11 protein-coding genes are annotated in these 15,733 nt (G+C 62.5%); 6 read left to right on the forward strand and 5 right to left on the reverse strand.

The genetic code is table 11. The features are described 5' to 3' along the window. Nucleotides 1-2: 2 nt before the first annotated feature. The 4 genes from F506_RS05800 to F506_RS05815 form a co-directional block, all read right to left on the reverse strand. A complete protein-coding gene (locus tag F506_RS05800) occupies nt 3-3,173 on the reverse strand; it encodes an efflux RND transporter permease subunit (protein ID WP_053195752.1) in 3,171 nt (1,056 codons plus the stop codon). Then, nucleotides 3,170-4,426, reverse strand: a complete 1,257-nt coding sequence (locus F506_RS05805; protein ID WP_053195753.1) for an efflux RND transporter periplasmic adaptor subunit — start codon at nt 4,424-4,426, stop codon at nt 3,170-3,172. Before F506_RS05805 ends, F506_RS05800 begins: the two co-directional genes overlap by 4 nt. A gap of 22 nt (nt 4,427-4,448) precedes the next feature. Further along, nucleotides 4,449-5,951, reverse strand: coding sequence for an efflux transporter outer membrane subunit (locus tag F506_RS05810; protein WP_083457632.1), 1,503 nt, complete (start codon nt 5,949-5,951; stop codon nt 4,449-4,451). Between the two features lie 319 nt (nt 5,952-6,270). Then, nucleotides 6,271-7,368, reverse strand: a complete 1,098-nt coding sequence (locus tag F506_RS05815) for a LacI family DNA-binding transcriptional regulator (protein ID WP_053201301.1) — start codon at nt 7,366-7,368, stop codon at nt 6,271-6,273. A gap of 232 nt (nt 7,369-7,600) precedes the next feature. Here F506_RS05815 and F506_RS05820 point away from each other — a divergent pair, with 232 nt between their 5' ends. The 4 genes from F506_RS05820 (at nt 7,601) to F506_RS05835 (ending at nt 12,161) form a co-directional block, all read left to right on the forward strand. Further along, on the forward strand, nt 7,601-8,626 hold the full coding sequence (locus tag F506_RS05820; protein WP_053195754.1) for a TRAP transporter substrate-binding protein: 1,026 nt from the start codon (nt 7,601-7,603) through the stop codon (nt 8,624-8,626). A gap of 12 nt (nt 8,627-8,638) precedes the next feature. Continuing rightward, nucleotides 8,639-10,519, forward strand: coding sequence for a TRAP transporter large permease (locus F506_RS05825; protein WP_235471395.1), 1,881 nt, complete (start codon nt 8,639-8,641; stop codon nt 10,517-10,519). 61 nt (nt 10,520-10,580) lie between these two features. Then, nucleotides 10,581-11,351, forward strand: a complete 771-nt coding sequence (locus tag F506_RS05830; RefSeq protein ID WP_053195756.1) for an SDR family NAD(P)-dependent oxidoreductase — start codon at nt 10,581-10,583, stop codon at nt 11,349-11,351. Nucleotides 11,352-11,363: 12 nt separating this feature from the next. Further along, on the forward strand, nt 11,364-12,161 hold the full coding sequence (locus F506_RS05835; protein ID WP_029362999.1) for an SDR family NAD(P)-dependent oxidoreductase: 798 nt from the start codon (nt 11,364-11,366) through the stop codon (nt 12,159-12,161). A 21-nt stretch (nt 12,162-12,182) separates the two neighbouring features. Here F506_RS05835 and F506_RS05840 read toward each other — a convergent pair whose 3' ends face one another. Continuing rightward, nucleotides 12,183-13,088, reverse strand: coding sequence for a LysR family transcriptional regulator (locus F506_RS05840; RefSeq protein ID WP_053195757.1), 906 nt, complete (start codon nt 13,086-13,088; stop codon nt 12,183-12,185). A gap of 217 nt (nt 13,089-13,305) precedes the next feature. Between F506_RS05840 and F506_RS05845 the strand changes: the two genes are divergently transcribed. Then, nucleotides 13,306-14,421 (forward strand): sigma-54-dependent Fis family transcriptional regulator, encoded by a 1,116-nt coding sequence (locus F506_RS05845; RefSeq protein WP_053195758.1) that lies wholly within the window; start codon nt 13,306-13,308, stop codon nt 14,419-14,421. A gap of 85 nt (nt 14,422-14,506) precedes the next feature. Beyond that, nucleotides 14,507-15,523: a ketol-acid reductoisomerase gene (gene ilvC, locus F506_RS05850; RefSeq protein WP_053195759.1), complete on the forward strand. Its 1,017-nt coding sequence runs from the start codon at nt 14,507-14,509 to the stop codon at nt 15,521-15,523. The last annotated feature ends 210 nt before the right edge of the window (nt 15,524-15,733 follow it).

Consider the following 15,733-nt stretch of genomic DNA (forward strand, 5'->3'; position numbering starts at 1 on the left):
AGCTAGTGCGATTCTATTACAGGAGCGGCGCCGCCTTTGCGAGCCGCCTTGCGCGCTGCACGCGCTTCCTTCTTGTTCATGTACCAGTAATGCGCGCGATCCAGGTACAGATACACCACCGGCGTTGTGAACAGCGTCAGCGCCTGCGACAGCACCAGGCCGCCGACCATCGCGTAACCGAGCGGACGGCGCAGCTCGGAACCGGCGCCATGACCCAGCATCAGCGGCAAGCCCGACAGCAGCGCGCACATGGTGGTCATCATGATGGGACGGAAGCGCAGCAAACACGCCTGATAAATCGCCTCTTCCGGTTTCATGCCGTGCTGCCGTTCCGCAGTCAGCGCAAAGTCGATCATCATGATGCCGTTCTTCTTGACGATGCCGATCAGCAGGATGATGCCGATCAGCGCGATCACGCTGAGATCGTAGCCGCCCGCCATCAGGATCAGCAGCGCTCCCACACCGGCCGACGGCAGCGTCGACAGGATGGTCAACGGATGGATGTAGCTCTCATACAGCAGGCCCAGCACGATATAGACCGCGATCAGCGCTGCCGCAATCAGGTAAGGCTGCGATGACAGCGAATCGCCGAAGGCCTTGGCCGTTCCCTGGAACGCGCCCGACAACGTGGTCGGCACGCCCATCTCGGCCTGCGCCTGGTTGATGGCGTCGACCGCCTCGCCCAGCGCCACGCCGTGCGCCAGGTTGAACGAAATCGTTACCGCCGGGAACTGGCTCTGGTGGCTGATCGACAGATAAGCGGTCTTGGTCGTGTCGACCTTGATGAAAGTCGACAGCGGCACTTGCTGGCCGGTGATCGGCGAGGTCAGATAGAGCTTGTTGAACAGCGCCGGATCCTTTTGCAGTTCAGGCGTCACTTCCAGGATCACGCGATAGCTGTTGACCTGCGTGAAGTACTGCGCTACCTGGCGCTGGCCGATGGCGTCATAGATCGTGGCGTCGATGAGCGCCGGCGAAATGCCGAAGCTCGATGCGCGTGCACGGTCGATCGTGATGGTCGCCGTCGCCGCCGCGTTCTGCTGGTCGGAGGCAACGTCGGTGAGTTGCTTGAGGCGACGCAGGCGATCCACCAGCTTCGGCGCCCAGACGTTGAGCTCCTCGAGATTGGAGTCGGTCAGCGTGTATTGATATTGCGTACGCGACAGACGGCCGCCGACGTTGATGTCCTGGCTGGCCTGCATGAACAGGTTGACGCCCTGGATCTTCGCCACTTGCGGACGCAGGCGCGTGATGATTTCGCTGGCGTCCAGCGTGCGGCCCTCGCTTTTCGGTTTCAGCGCGATGAAGAAATTGCCGGTGTTGAAGGTGGTCGACCCCGCGCTCATCGCGAAGCCGGTCACATCCGGATCCTTGCGCACCACGTCAGCCACCTGCAGCAGGCGGCGATGCATGGCGGTCGAGGAAATATCCTGCGCCGATTCGGCAAAGCCGGCGATCACGCCGTTGTCCTGTTGCGGGAAGAAGCCCTTCGGGATGAAGATGAACAGCGCCACCGTCACCGCGACCGTGGCGAGGAAGCTCATCAGCGTGATGAACTGATGGCGCAGCACCAGATCGAGGCCGCGCTTGTAGCCGTTCAGCAGGGCATCGAAGAAGCGTTCGAACAACTGGTACATCTTGCCGTGCTGCTCGGCGTGGCTGTTCTTGAGGAAGCGCGAGCACAGCATCGGCGTCAGCGTCAGCGAGATGATTACCGACACGCCGATGGTCAGCGTCACGGTCACGGCGAACTCGCGGAACAGGCGGCCGACGATGCCGCCCATGAGCAGCAGCGGAATGAACACCGCCACCAGCGACACCGAAATCGAGATGATTGTGAAGCCGATTTCTCCGGCGCCTTTCAGCGCCGCCGCCATCGGTTCCATGCCTTCTTCCACATAGCGGTAAATGTTCTCCAGCATCACGATCGCATCGTCGACCACGAAGCCGACCGCAATCGTCAGCGCCATCAGCGACAGGTTGTCGAGGCTGTAGCCGACCAGGTACATCACGGCGGCGGTGCCCATGATTGCCAGCGGCACGGTGATGCTCGGGATCAGCGTGGCGGCGATGTTGCGCAGGAACACGAAGATCACCATCACCACCAGCGCAATCGTCAGGACCAGCGTGAACTCGACGTCTTCCACCGAGGCGCGGATGGTCTGGGTGCGGTCGATCAGCGTATTGACATGCACGCTGGCCGGGATCGCTGCGCGCAGGCGCGGCATCGCGGCCTTGATGCGGTCGACCGTTTCAATCACGTTGGCGCCCGGCTGCTTGGTGATCGCCAGCACGATGGAACGGCCGTTGGTCAGCGTGGTGCCGGTCTCGGCCGCAGCGCCGGAAAACGCCCACGCGGCGATCTTCATGTTTTCAGGCGCATCGATCGCTACGCCGATATCGCGCACGCGGATCGGTGCGCCGGCGCGGTAAGCCAGCACCATGTCGTTCCACGGATCGGCGCTGAGCAGCTGGTCATTGGTATAGACGGTGAAACTCTGATGCGTGCCGTCAACCGTACCTTTGGGCTGGTTCACGGTGGTGGTGGCGATCACGCCGCGGATGTCTTCCAGGCTCAGGTTCAGCGTCGCCAGCTTGGCCGGATCGACCTGGATGCGCACGGCCGGCTTTTGCGCGCCGTTGACGTTGACCAGACCGACGCCGGAAATCTGCGAGATCTGCTGCGCCAGGATGTTGTCGGCAAAGTCGCTGACCTGCGTCAGCGGCAATGCATCGGATTGCACCGACATGATCATGATCGGCGAGTCGGCCGGATTGACCTTGCGGAAGGTCGGCGGATTCGGCAGGTTGGCCGGCAACTGGCCGGTCGAGGCGTTGATCGCCGCCTGCACATCGAGCGCGGCGGCGTCGATGTTGCGGTTGAGGTCGAATTGTAAGGTGATCTGGGTGCTGCCCAGCGCACTTTGCGAAGTCATTTGCGACAGGCCGGCAATCAGCGAGAACTGCCGTTCCAGCGGCTGCGCGACGTTGGAGGCCATGGTTTCGGGACTGCCGCCCGGCAGGCTTGCCGAGACCTGGATCGTCGGGAAGTCGACCTGCGGCAGCGGTGCGACCGGCAGCAGCGGCCAGACCGCGACGCCGACCAGCAGGATCGCCAGCGCCAGCAGCGTGGTGCCGATGGGGCGCTTGATGAAGGTAGCGGACACGCTCACTTTGCAGATCCTTTCATGGCAGCAGAAGGAGCAGTAGGAGCAGCAGCAGAAGGAGCAGTAGGAGCAGCAGCAGACGAAGCAGGAGCGGCAGCGCCATTGGCGGCGGCCTTGTTCTCCACGATGCGGCTGCCGGGCTTGAGTTTGTACTGACCGTCCAGCACCACACGCTGCGAGACTTCCACACCCTGGCTCAGCACCGCGATGCCGTCCTGGATGCGCGCCACCTTGACCGGCTGGATCGCCGCGGTGTCGTCGGCCTTGACGATATACACGTAGGTGCCTTGCTGGTTACGCTGGATCGCCGCGGCAGGCAAAGTCGGCGCCGGTGCGTGGTCGTCCATCTGCAGGTTGATGTTGACGTACTGGCCCGGCCACAGGGTGTGCTGCTGGTTGGTGAAACGCGCCTTGAGCTGCACGGTGCCGCTGGCGGTATCGATCTGGTTATTGAGCAGGATCAGCGTGCCGGTCGCCAGCGGCTCGTTGCTGGTGCGTGCATAGGCGGTCACTTTCAGCGGCTTGTGGCTGGACAGCTGGGCGCGATTGATGGCCGGCACGGCTTCTTCCGGCAGGGTGAATTGCACGGTGATCGGATCGATCTGGTTGATGACCACCAGGCCGTTGGCGTCAGTTGCGTGGACGATATTGCCGGGATCGACCAGGCGTGCGCCGACGCGGCCGCTGATCGGCGCATTGATGGTGGTGTAGCCGAGCTGGACCTTGGCGTAGCTGATCTGTGCTTCATCGGTTTTGACGGCGGCCTCGAGCTGCGCCACCAGCGCCTTTTGCGTATCCAGTTGCTGTTGCGTGGCGGCGTCTTGCTGGCGCAGCGTGGTGTAGCGCTGCAAGTCGATTTTCGCATTCGTCAGCTGGGCCTGGTCCTTGGCCTGTTGCGCCTGTACCTGCGCCAGCTGGGCTTGCAGCGCGCGCGGGTCGATCTGCGCCAGCAACTGGCCGGCCTTGACATCCTGGCCTTCGGTGAAGCCGACCTTGTCGAGCTGGCCATCGATGCGCACCTTGACGATCACGCTGGCATTGGCGGTCACGGTGCCGACGCCGGACAGGTACAAGGGAACGTCGCGCTCTTGCACCTGCACGGTGGTAACGGAAATCGCCGGCGCTTGCTGCGCCTGTTCCTTGGCGGCGGCGGACGCATCGGCGCGATGCAGCAGCATCCAGGCGCCGCCGCCGAGGGCGACGAGGACGGCAGCGGAAATCAACAGGGTGGAACGTTTGGGTGTCAAAGAATTAGTCATGCTTTCACTCGCGAAATTGTTTTTATTGGCCGGCCTTGCCGGATGCAGCGGAGGTGGCCGCCTTGTCGATGTCGGCCACGGTCCAGCCGCCGCCGGTCGCCTTGATCAGCGCCACGCTGGCCACCAGCTGGCGGCCCAGCAGGGTGACGGCGGTACGCTGATTGGTCAGCGAAGTCGCCTGTGTCGTCACGACCGAGAGATAAGTGGTGGTGCCGGCCTGGTATTGGCTCAGCGCCAGCCGCTCGGACAGCTGCGCCGCCTTCACCGCCTGATCCTGCACCTGGCTTTCCTGATCGAGGACACGCAGCGTCGACAGGTTGTCTTCGACTTCCTGCAAGCCGCCCAGCACCGTTTGCTTGTAGGTGGCGACGGCGCCGTCGAACGCTGCGGTAGCCTGGTCGTTGCGCGCGCTGCGTGCGCCGCCGTCGAACAGCACCGCTGCCAGTGTGCTGCCCAGCGACCAGACACGGCTGGGCGTATCGAACAACTGGGAGAACGACACGCCGCTGTAACCGCCGGATGCGTTCAGCGTCAATGTCGGGAAATACGCCGCGCGCGCCACGCCGATGTTGGCGTTGGCGGCTGCGGCCAGGCGCTCGGCGTTGGCGATGTCGGGACGGCGTTCCAGCAGATCGGATGGCAGTCCGGTCGGGATCGCCGGCATGCTTGCCTGCAATGCAGCGCTGTCGGTGGTCAGCGGCGCCAGCGAAAAGGCGGCTGGTGCTTTGCCGAGCAGGATGGCGATGGCGTGCTCGAGCTGGTTGCGGGTGGCGTCGAGATCGATCAGTTGCGCCTGCGCCGAACGCAATTGCGTTTCCGCCTGCGCCACATCCGAGCGCAGCGCCACGCCAGCGTCGTATTGATGTTGGGTCAACTGGAACGAGCGCGTATAGGCGGCTACGGTGCGTGCATACAAATCCTTTTGCAGGTCGGTCACGCGCAATTGCAGGTAGTTCTGCGCCAGCGTGGCCTGAATGCTCAGACGCGCCGCGCCCAGGCTGGCCGCGCTGGCCTGGCTGGCGGCATCACCGTTTTCCACCGAGCGCCGCACGCGACCCCAGATGTCGGCTTCCCACGAGGCATTGAGGCCGACCGAATAGGTATCGGCCAGCCGGCTGCCGGCGGTCGGGCTGTTGGTCTGCGCCCGCGTTGCGCCGGCCGAGGCGCCGATCGACGGCCACAGGCTGGCGCGCGCGATGGCGGCGGTGGCCTGGGCCTGGCGATATTGCGCTTCGGCAAGGCGAATGTTCTGGTTGGCCTGGTTGGCTTGCTCGATCAGGCCGTTGAGCACGGTGTCGTTATAAGCCTCCCACCAGCGCTGGTTGCTGTCGATCTGGCCGGGTTCGGCGTTTTTCCATGGGCCTTGTTCCTTGTAGGCCGTGGGCAAGTCGAGTTGCGGGCGGACGTAATCAGGACCGACTGCGCAGCCGCCGAGCAGCAGGGCGGTTGCGATGGCCGCGGCGGACAACAGGGGGGCTGGCTGGAATGCGGTGGAGCGGGGTGGCGATTTGGTGGTCGCTGTCATGGGTGGGTTTGGAGGCATGGTGGACGGCATTGCATTTGGCTGGCGATCAAAATGGAAATGTTGACGGGTGGGAATTGCGGACGGCCGTCGACACCTTTTTCTACGGTGTTCACTTTATAGAGGAGCGGTCAACCGGAGGCTGACGGAAATATGACATTTCTGTCAGTTTCGGATTCTTGTGTTCCGACTGGCGGTTCTTTGGTGGCTTATTCTGTTCTTTCTTCGGACGACCGGGCCCGGGCTACCCCCGGCGAAGGGTTGATCGACGAAAGGAAAGCAGAAGCTATCGGCAAACAGAAGTCGGGACAAGTGCAAAACCTTAAGGCAAATTCTCCCTCAACATCACACTAATCCTCACCGCCTCCACCCCCGCCAACGCCTCCTTCCTGTCCCGCAAATTCCCGAATATCCGCACGCAATTCATGATCATGTTCTGCGGATGCTGCGTCAGAATCGCATCCACCGTTCCATCGATCAGCAGCCCGCGCGTATCCGGCGTCAGGCCATGCCCGATGAACACCACCTTCTGCTCGCGCCCGCTTTCCCTGAGCGCGCGTCCAACGCCGTCCGACGCGCCGCCGATGTTGTACATGCCGGCCAGATCCGGATATTGCTCCAGCAGCGTGCGCGCCTGTTTGTAATTGGTGTCGGCGTCGTCATGCCCCTCGCGCAGGCCGACCACCTGCAAATGCGGGAACATCTCTTCCAGCACATGCAGGAATCCCATCTCGCGCTCTTCATGGCCGCGATAACTGAGGCTGCCGGCAATCATCGCGACCTTCATCGGTTTGGCCTTGCCGCCACCGGCATTGCCGCCGCCGAGAAAACGTCCCAGCAGATAGCCGGCCGTGCGGCCCGCCGCACGATTGTCCATGCCGACGTAAGCTGCACGGCGCGAATTCGACAGATCCGAAATCAGCGTCACCACCGGGATGCCTTCGGCCACCAGCGTGTTCACCGCTTCGCGCACCAGCGGATGTTCGAGCGCCATGAAAGCCACGCCGTCGGCCTGGCGGCCGTAGTGCAGTAGCCGCTTGGCCAGCACGCTGGGGTTGAAGCCTTCGATGTGATGGCATTTGCATTTCACATTGAACGGCGCCAGCTGCTCTTCGGAAAAAGCGATGTAGTCGCCCAGCATCTGCATGAAGCGATTGCTTTGCGGCGGCAGCAAGAACACCAGCCGCATCGGCTTGGGTTGCATCGCCTTGTACAGATCGGCCTCCGGCAGATAGTCGAGCGCGGCGGCGGCCTTCAGGACTTTTTGCATGGTCGCGGCACGCACGCCGGGACGCTGGTTGAGTACGCGGTCGACCGTGGCGGTGGACACGCCGGCGGCGCGTGCAATGTCGCTTACACGTGCGCGGCCGCTCTCGTTGGCGCCGTCGGCCGGCAGGCGGGGATCAGGGGAAAGTGCCATGGCGGGATATTGTTTGTTTACATCAAAAACCATCATGAATCGGCTTTGACCTGAGCGAACTCAGAGCATATTCTCTGCAAAAAGCAATCAGGACAAATCAAATAACATCAAGAATATACAAGGAGACAGGAAGGGCGGAAACCCTTTTTTCGCCGCATCGGCGTACTGCTCTCCGCTGTCCCAACGGAATCTGCACGCCATCAACGACTTATAAAAATCCAGGAGATACGCAATGCATGCCATGACACGCCGCCACTTTCTGAAGACCGCTTCCGTCGCCTCGGCCGCCGCCGCGACCGGACTGTATGCAGGCTCGGCCAGCGCCGCAGCTGAATTCACGCTGAAGTACGGCAACAACCTGCCGATGACGCATCCGATGAATGTGCGCGCCAAGGAAATGGCGGCCAAGATCGCCGCCGAGTCCAAGGGCCGCGTCGACTTCCAGGTCTATCCCAACGGCCAGCTCGGCACCGACACCGACATGCTGTCGCAGGTGCGCGCCGGCGCCATCGACTTCTTCACCATCTCGCCGGAAGTGCTCGGCACGCTGGTGTCGGCAGGCCAGATCAGCGGCGTCGGCTTCGCCTTCAAGGACTACAACCAGGTGTGGGCGGCGATGGACGGCGACCTTGGCGCTTACGTGCGCAAGCAGATCGCCGCGACGACGTCGTTGTTTGCGTTCGAACGCTGCTGGGACAACGGCTATCGCCAGGTGACCACCAGCACGCGCCCGATTCACAAGCCCGAGGATTTCAAGGGCATGAAGCTGCGCGTGCCGCCGAGCCCGCTGGCGACGTCCTTGTTCCGCTCTTTCGACGCCGCGCCGACCAGCATCAATTTCGCCGAGGTGTATTCCTCGCTGCAGACCAAGATCGTCGAAGGCCAGGAGAATCCGCTGGCGGTGATTTCCACCGTCAAGTTCTATGAAGTGCAGAAGTACTGTTCGATGACCAACCACGTGTGGAGCGGCTTCTGGTTCATGGGCAACAAGAAGTCGTTTGAACGCATGCCGAAAGAGTTGCAAGAGATCGTCACGCGCAACGTCAATGAAGCCGGCATCAAGCAGCGCGTCGACGTCAAGGCCTTGAACGAATCCCTGGTGGCCGACATGAAGGGCAAGGGCATGCAGTTCAACGAGACCGACAACGAGGCCTTCCGCGCCAAGCTGCGCGCTTCCGGCTTCTACACCGAATGGCACAAGAAGTTCGGTCCCGATGCGTGGGCGATGCTCGAAAAATACACCGGGAAGCTGGCCTGAATGGACGCGGCTATGAACTACGCTGACGCTGCATCGGCGCCGGCCAACCCGCTGGCGCGTCTGCTGGCGGGCGTGAACCGCAATGTGATGCACGTTGTCGCCGCCGTGGCGGCAACGCTGGTGGTGGTGGAAACCGGCGTGCTGCTGGCCGGCGTGATCTACCGCTATGCGTTGCACGATCCGCTGATCTGGTCGGATGAACTGGCCTCCACGCTGTTCATCTGGCTGTCGATGCTGGGCGCGGTATTGGCGCTGGACCGGGGCGAGCACATGCGCCTGACTGCCATCGTCAACAAGCTCTCCGACAAATGGCGCGTCTGGCTGGAAACCGTCGCCGCGCTGATCGTCTGCATCTTCGTATTGATGATCATCCATCCCGCCGTCGACCATGCCTCGGAGCAGATGGCGATCACCACGCCGGCCCTGGAAATCCCCGACGGCCTGCGCGCAGCTGCCCTGCCGGTGGGCGCGATCCTGATGTTCCTGGCAGCGATTGCACGCATGGCCAGCCGCTCCAGCGTCAAACAGGTGCTCTCTGCGGTCGCGGTCGTGGCAGTAATCGGCGCCGTGCTGTGGATCAGCAAGCCGGCCTTGCTGGCCATGGGCAATTACAACCTGATCGTGTTCTTCGTGGTGCTGATCGGTGTCTGTGTCGCAGGCGGCATTCCGATCGCGTTTGCGTTTGGCACGGCCACCATGGCCTACCTGACGATTGCCACCGGCGCGCCGATGATGATCGTGGTCAGCCGCATGGATGAAGGCATGTCCAGCCTGATCCTGCTGTCGGTGCCGCTGTTCGTGCTGCTCGGTTCGCTGCTGGAAATCAGCGGCCTTGCCAGAACGCTCATCGATTTCATGGCCGCCTTGCTGGGCCACGTGCGGGGCGGACTGCAATACGTGCTGCTGGGCGCGATGTTCCTGGTCTCGGGCATCTCCGGCTCGAAAGCGGCCGACATGGCCGCCATCGCTCCGGCGCTGTTCCCTGAAATGAAGAAGCGCGGCTCCAAGCCGGAAGAGCTGGTGGCTTTGCTGTCGTCTTCCGGTGCCATGACCGAGACGATTCCGCCGAGCCTGGTGCTGATCACCATCGGTGCGGTGTGCAGCGTGTCGATCACAGCCCTGTTCATCGGCGGGCTGATGCCGGCGGTGATCGCCACGATCGCCATCGGCATCGTCTGCTGGTTCCGCGCCCGCCGCGAACCGATGCCGGATGTGAAGCGCGCTTCCATCGGCGTGATCGGCAAGACCCTGATTGCCGCGATTCCCGCACTGGCCTTGCCGATGCTGATCCGCGTGGCGGTGATCGAAGGCGTGGCTACTGCAACCGAAGTCGCAACGATCGGCGTGGCGTACACCATCGTGGTCGGCCTGGTCATGCATGCCTTCATGAAGCATCTCGACTTCAAGCGCATCTATCCGATGCTGGTGGAAGCGGCGACCTTGTCGGGGGCGATCCTGCTGATCATCGGCATGGCGACTTCGATGGCCTGGGCGCTGACGCAGTCGGGCTTCTCGGCCAAGCTGGTGTCGCTGATGCAGGGCGTGCCGGGCGGCGGTTTCGGTTTCCTGCTGATCACGATCGTGATCTTCATCGTGCTGGGCAGCATCCTGGAAGGGATTCCGGCGATCGTGCTGTTCGGACCGCTGCTGTTCCCGGTGGCGCGGTCACTGGGCATCCATGACGTGCATTACGCCATGGTAGTGATCCTGGCAATGGGCATCGGCCTGTTCGCACCACCCTTCGGCGTCGGCTTCTATGCCGCTTGCGCGATCGGCAAGGTGTCGCCGGACAAGGTCTTCAACCGCGTCTGGGGCTATCTGGCGGCGCTGGTGGTTGCGCTGCTGGTGGTGGCTGCGGTGCCGTGGATTTCGATCGGCTTTCTTGAACACTAATAACATCTGAAAACGGCGGCTTGCACCTTCCCTCGCAAGCCGCCATCCTCACGGAGACAACATGAACCAAAATGACAGCGGCGCCCGCGTGGCGCTCGTGACGGGCGGAGCCATGGGTATCGGCGCCGCAATTTCCCAGCGTCTGGCGCGCGACGGTTACACCGTACTGGTCTCGGACATCAACCTGGAAGCGGCCAGGGCGACCGCCGACAAGATCAACGCTGACGGCGGCAAGGCAGCGCCGCTGGCGATGGATGTCAGCAAGCCGGAATCCATCGCCAAAGCCTTCGCCGACGTCGAAAAGGACTATGGCCGCTGCGACGTGCTGGTCAACAATGCCGGCGTTGCCAAGACCTTCCCCTTTCTCGATTACCCGATCGACAACTGGCTGCTGACGATGAACATCAACGTCACCGGCGTGATGCTGTGCGGCCAGCATGCGGCGCGCATGATGGTGCGCCGCAAGTGGGGCCGCATCGTCAATATTTCTTCCGTCTCGGGCATTCGCGCCGGCGCCGGCCGCACCGCCTACGGCACTTCCAAGGCCGCGGTAATCGGACTGACGCGCCAGATGGCGATCGAGCTGGCCGAACACGGCGTCACCGTCAACAGCGTCGCCCCGGGTCCGGTGGACACGCCGCTGACGCAGGCAGTGCACTCGCCGGAAACCCGCAAGAGCTTCACTGCCGGCGTGCCGATGCATCGCTACGGCAGCACCGACGAGATCGCCGCGGCAGTATCTTTCCTGGCGGCTGAAGATTCGTCCTACGTCACCGGCCATGTGGTGCCGGTGGACGGCGGCTTCGTGGCCGCGGGCATTCTCGACATCTGATCGGAGCACGCCATGGCACGTGCAATGGAAGACAAGGTCGTCATCGTCAGCGGCGCAGGTTCGGTCGGCGAGGGCTGGGGCAACGGCAAGGCGGCGGCCGTGCTGTATGCACGCGAAGGTGCGCGCGTGCTGGCGGTCGATCGCAACCTGCAGGCCGCACAGGAAACCTGCGACCTGATCCGCAGCGAGGGCGGCGTCTGCGAAGTGGTCGCCGCCGACGTGTCGCGCACGCCGGACATTGAGGCCATGGTGCAGGCCGCACTCGATCATTTCGGCCGCATTGATGTCTTGCACAACAACGTCGGCATCGCCGAAACCGGCGGTCCCGTCGAAGCCAGTGAAGAGAGCTGGAACCGGGTCATCGCGATCAACCAGACCAGCGTCTTCATGACCTGCAAGCATGTGCTGCCGGTGATGGAAAAGCAGAAGAAGGGAGCCATCGTCAACATCTCGTCGCTGGCCGCGATCCGCTGGGTCGGCTTTCCGTATGTCGCCTATTCCGCGTCCAAGGCGGCGATGCTGGCGCTGACCAAGAACATCGCGATGCAATACGCGCCGTCGGGCATCCGTGCCAATTGCGTGCTGCCGGGGCTGATGGACACGCCGATGATCCGCGAACCGCTCAAGGCATCCTATGGGGGCGACATCGAGGAAATGCGCCGCAAGCGGCACGCACAATGTCCGATGGGCCACATGGGCGACGCCTGGGATGTGGCGCACGCGGCGCTGTTCCTGGCATCGGACGCGGCGCGCTACGTGACCGGCGTGGACCTGATCGTGGACGGCGGCCTCAGCCTCAAGTGCGTCTGACGGCCGGGCAGTAAAGCAGAATCACGCGGGCTGCCCACGCCGCAGCGCGGTCCAGACCTCCTCCGCGGTCTGGACGAAGGTCTGGATGCAGGGATTGCGGTTGTCCTTGTTCCAGATCACCGCGACTTCCACCACCGGCGCGTCGACCAGCGGCTTGAAGACGGTCGTGTCCAGGTGCATGGCCTGCATCGAGTTCGGCACCATCGCCACGCCCAGGCCTTCACCAACCAGGTTGACGATGGTCTGCTGCAGGTTGGCTTCCAGCTTGATGCGCGGACGGAAGCCCGCAGCCAGGCAGCAATTGACGATCAGGTCATAGACCACCGGCGCAATCGCGCGCGGGATGCTGACGAAAGGATCGTCGGCCAGATCCCTGGCTGAAATCTTTTCACGTGTCGCCAGCCGATGGTTTTTCGGCAGCACCGCCACCAGCGGTTCGGAAAAGATCGTGCGGCTGTCCAGTCCGCCGCAATCCTCGGGGCGATACATGAGGCCGACGTCGCGCTTTCCCTCCCGGATATCCACCGCCAGCAAGTTCGGCACGTGCTCGGTCAGGCGCATGTCGACCTCGGGATAGGCGGCCGAATAGTGGCGCGTCACCGAAGGCAGGATGTTATAGGCGGTCGACATCATGAACCCCACCAGCAGGGCGCCGCTCTTGCCGGCCCCCGTGCTGACGGCATTGCGCCGCGCCCGTTCCAGTGCATGAAAAATTTCAGCAGTGTCCCGGTAGAAATGTTTGCCTGCCTCGGTCAGTTGTACGCTGCGTTTGCTGCGGTCGAACAATTGCACGCCCAGCTCCTTCTCCAAGGCCGCAATCTGGCGCGTGAGCGGCGGTTGCGAGATATGCAAGAGCTCGGCGGCGCGACCGAAATGGAGTGTTTCTGCTACGGTGCGGAAATAAGTCAGGTGGCGCAATTCGATCATTTGATACCTTTAAGGTATTAATTGTGTGTCTATATTGTATTGGAAGTTATCAGATAAGCTGGCTATTCTTTGCCGCAGAGTTAGCTTACTTGCGACTGACTCATAGAAATCCTTCGCTGCCGGAAACGGCCGCGATGAGAGTTTCGCAGGCAGGACCGGCCACGAACCGGCACCGCCGCCACATAAGAAAAAGCAGTTCATAGACAGGAGACAAATCATGCCGACATCCACGGTAGACCTCGCTACGGCGCGCAGATATGTCAACAGCGCACGCTATCGCTCACTCGATGAACTCTGTGGCGGCGATCCGCAGATGCAGGACCTGATCGCGCGCGGCAAGCGCCTGATCGACCGCAACATCCCCATCCTGATCCTCGGCGAAACCGGCACCGGCAAGGAATACCTGTCGCGCGCGCTGCACGCCTACAGCGCACGCCGCGCCGCCAATTGGGTGGCCGTCAACTGCGCTTCGATTCCCGAGAGCCTGGCCGAGAGCGAACTGTTCGGCTATTGCAAGGGCGCGTTTTCCGGTGCACTGCCGGGCGGCATGAAAGGCAAGGTGCAGCAGGCCGACGGCGGCACGCTGTTCCTCGACGAAATCGGCGACATGCCGTTCGCATTGCAGACGCGCTTGCTGCGCGTGCTGTCCGAACGCGAAGTGATTCCGCTGGGCGCGGCGCATCCGGTGCCGGTCGACGTGCATCTGATCTGCGCCACGCACCAGGATTTGAAAACGCTGGTGGCGCAGGGCCGCTTCCGCGAAGATTTGTATTACCGCATCGCCGGCGGCGTGTTGCGTTTGCCGTCGCTGCGCAGCCGCACCGACCGCCGCGCGCTGATCATGCAGATGATCGGCGATGAGATGTCCTGTGCGGACATCGATGACAGCATCATCGCACCGGCCGCCTTGCAGCGGATGCTGGCCTATGCGTGGCCCGGCAACCTGCGCCAGATGCACGCCGTGATCCGTTACTGCTGCGCGGTCATGAACGGCGGGCGCATCGAGGTCGGTGATCTGCCCGAAGAATTGATGGAGTCGTTCGCACCATCCACACATTTTGAGGGGCCGGCTATTTCTCCGGTTTCCAACGTCCGCAGCATCGTGCCACAAGCCGGTGCTGCCGATATCCTTCCGCGCCCACCAGGCGGCCCGCTCGGGGACGAGCGCACGCGCGTTATCGATGCGCTGGTCGGCAGTCGCTGGAACATTTCCGCCGCGTCGCGGCAACTGGGAATGTGCCGCGCCTCGCTGTATCGCAAATTGCGCCAGCTGGATATTCCGCACGTGCGCGACCAGGCCATGCCGGCGCATTTCGCGTCGTACGCCGCCTGATCGAAAATCATCGCGCCGCTTCCGGGCGGCGCCCCCAACGACAAAACAAAAGAGCTCCGCTCGCATTGAGGAATTTAGGAAGACCATGAAAGTTTTTTACGACAAAGACGCAGACCTATCCCTGATCAAGAACAAGAACGTGACCATCATCGGTTACGGTTCGCAAGGCCACGCCCACGCACAAAACCTGAATGACTCCGGCTGCAAGGTCACGGTTGCGCTGCGTAAGGACGGCGCCTCGTGGAACAAGGCGAAGAACGCCGGCCTGAACGTTGCCGAAGTCAACGAAGCCGTCAAGGGCGCCGACGTCATCATGATCCTGCTGCCGGATGAAAACATCGGCCAGGTCTATGCAGAAAACGTTGCACCGTATGCCAAGCAAGGCGCCACCGTCGCGTTCGCCCACGGCTTCAACATCCACTACGGCCAGGTCGTGCCGCGCGCCGATCTGGACATCATCATGATCGCGCCGAAGGCCCCGGGCCACACCGTGCGTTCGACCTACACCCAGGGCGGCGGCGTGCCGCACCTGATCGCCGTGTACCAGGACAAGTCCGGCACCGCCCGTGACGTCGCTCTGTCGTACGCCACCGCCAACGGCGGCGGCCGCGCCGGCATCATCGAAACCAACTTCCGCGAAGAAACCGAAACCGACCTGTTCGGTGAACAAGCGGTTCTGTGCGGCGGCGCCGTGGAACTGATCAAGGCCGGTTTCGAAACGCTGGTGGAAGCCGGCTACGCGCCGGAAATGGCGTACTTCGAATGCCTGCACGAACTGAAGCTGATCGTCGACCTGATCTACGAAGGCGGCATCGCCAACATGAACTACTCGATCTCGAACAATGCGGAATACGGCGAATACGTCACCGGCCCGCGCATCATCAACGAAGAGAGCAAGAAGGTCATGAAGCAAGTGCTGACCGACATCCAGACCGGCGAATACGCCAAGAGCTTCATCCTGGAAAACAAGGCCGGTGCGCCGACCTTGCTGTCGCGTCGCCGTATCAACGCTGAGCATCAAATTGAAATCGTCGGCGAGAAGCTGCGCGCGATGATGCCTTGGATCAAGGCAAACAAACTGGTGGACCAATCGAAGAACTAATGCGACCACGGACCGCGATCGTGGGCATCATCACAGGACGCGCATGCATGCGCGTCCTGGGCAGGACGGCGCAAAGCAGTGCTTTGCGAAACCCCGTCCGGCCTGCCTTGGATCAAGGCAAACAAGCTGGTTGATCAGTCGAAGAACTAATCGGTCTCTGTATCGATGAGGAAAAGGACGCTCAGGCGTCCTTTTTTATTTCGCGGTATG

It is taken from the genome of Herbaspirillum hiltneri N3 (assembly GCF_001267925.1).
Classification (GTDB): Bacteria; Pseudomonadota; Gammaproteobacteria; order Burkholderiales; family Burkholderiaceae_D; genus Herbaspirillum; species Herbaspirillum hiltneri.

What these genes read in the sequence shown, in the direction of transcription:
- F506_RS05805 (WP_053195753.1), bottom strand. Translation starts at nt 4,426, where the DNA reads ATGACTAATTCTTTGACACCCAAACGTTCCACCCTGTTGATTTCCGCT.
- F506_RS05810 (WP_083457632.1), bottom strand. Translation starts at nt 5,951, where the DNA reads ATGACAGCGACCACCAAATCGCCACCCCGCTCCACCGCATTCCAGCCA.
- F506_RS05815 (WP_053201301.1), bottom strand. Translation starts at nt 7,368, where the DNA reads ATGGCACTTTCCCCTGATCCCCGCCTGCCGGCCGACGGCGCCAACGAG.
- F506_RS05820 (WP_053195754.1), top strand. Translation starts at nt 7,601, where the DNA reads ATGCATGCCATGACACGCCGCCACTTTCTGAAGACCGCTTCCGTCGCC.
- F506_RS05825 (WP_235471395.1), top strand. Translation starts at nt 8,639, where the DNA reads ATGAACTACGCTGACGCTGCATCGGCGCCGGCCAACCCGCTGGCGCGT.
- F506_RS05830 (WP_053195756.1), top strand. Translation starts at nt 10,581, where the DNA reads ATGAACCAAAATGACAGCGGCGCCCGCGTGGCGCTCGTGACGGGCGGA.
- F506_RS05835 (WP_029362999.1), top strand. Translation starts at nt 11,364, where the DNA reads ATGGCACGTGCAATGGAAGACAAGGTCGTCATCGTCAGCGGCGCAGGT.
- F506_RS05840 (WP_053195757.1), bottom strand. Translation starts at nt 13,088, where the DNA reads ATGATCGAATTGCGCCACCTGACTTATTTCCGCACCGTAGCAGAAACA.
- F506_RS05845 (WP_053195758.1), top strand. Translation starts at nt 13,306, where the DNA reads ATGCCGACATCCACGGTAGACCTCGCTACGGCGCGCAGATATGTCAAC.
- ilvC (WP_053195759.1), top strand. Translation starts at nt 14,507, where the DNA reads ATGAAAGTTTTTTACGACAAAGACGCAGACCTATCCCTGATCAAGAAC.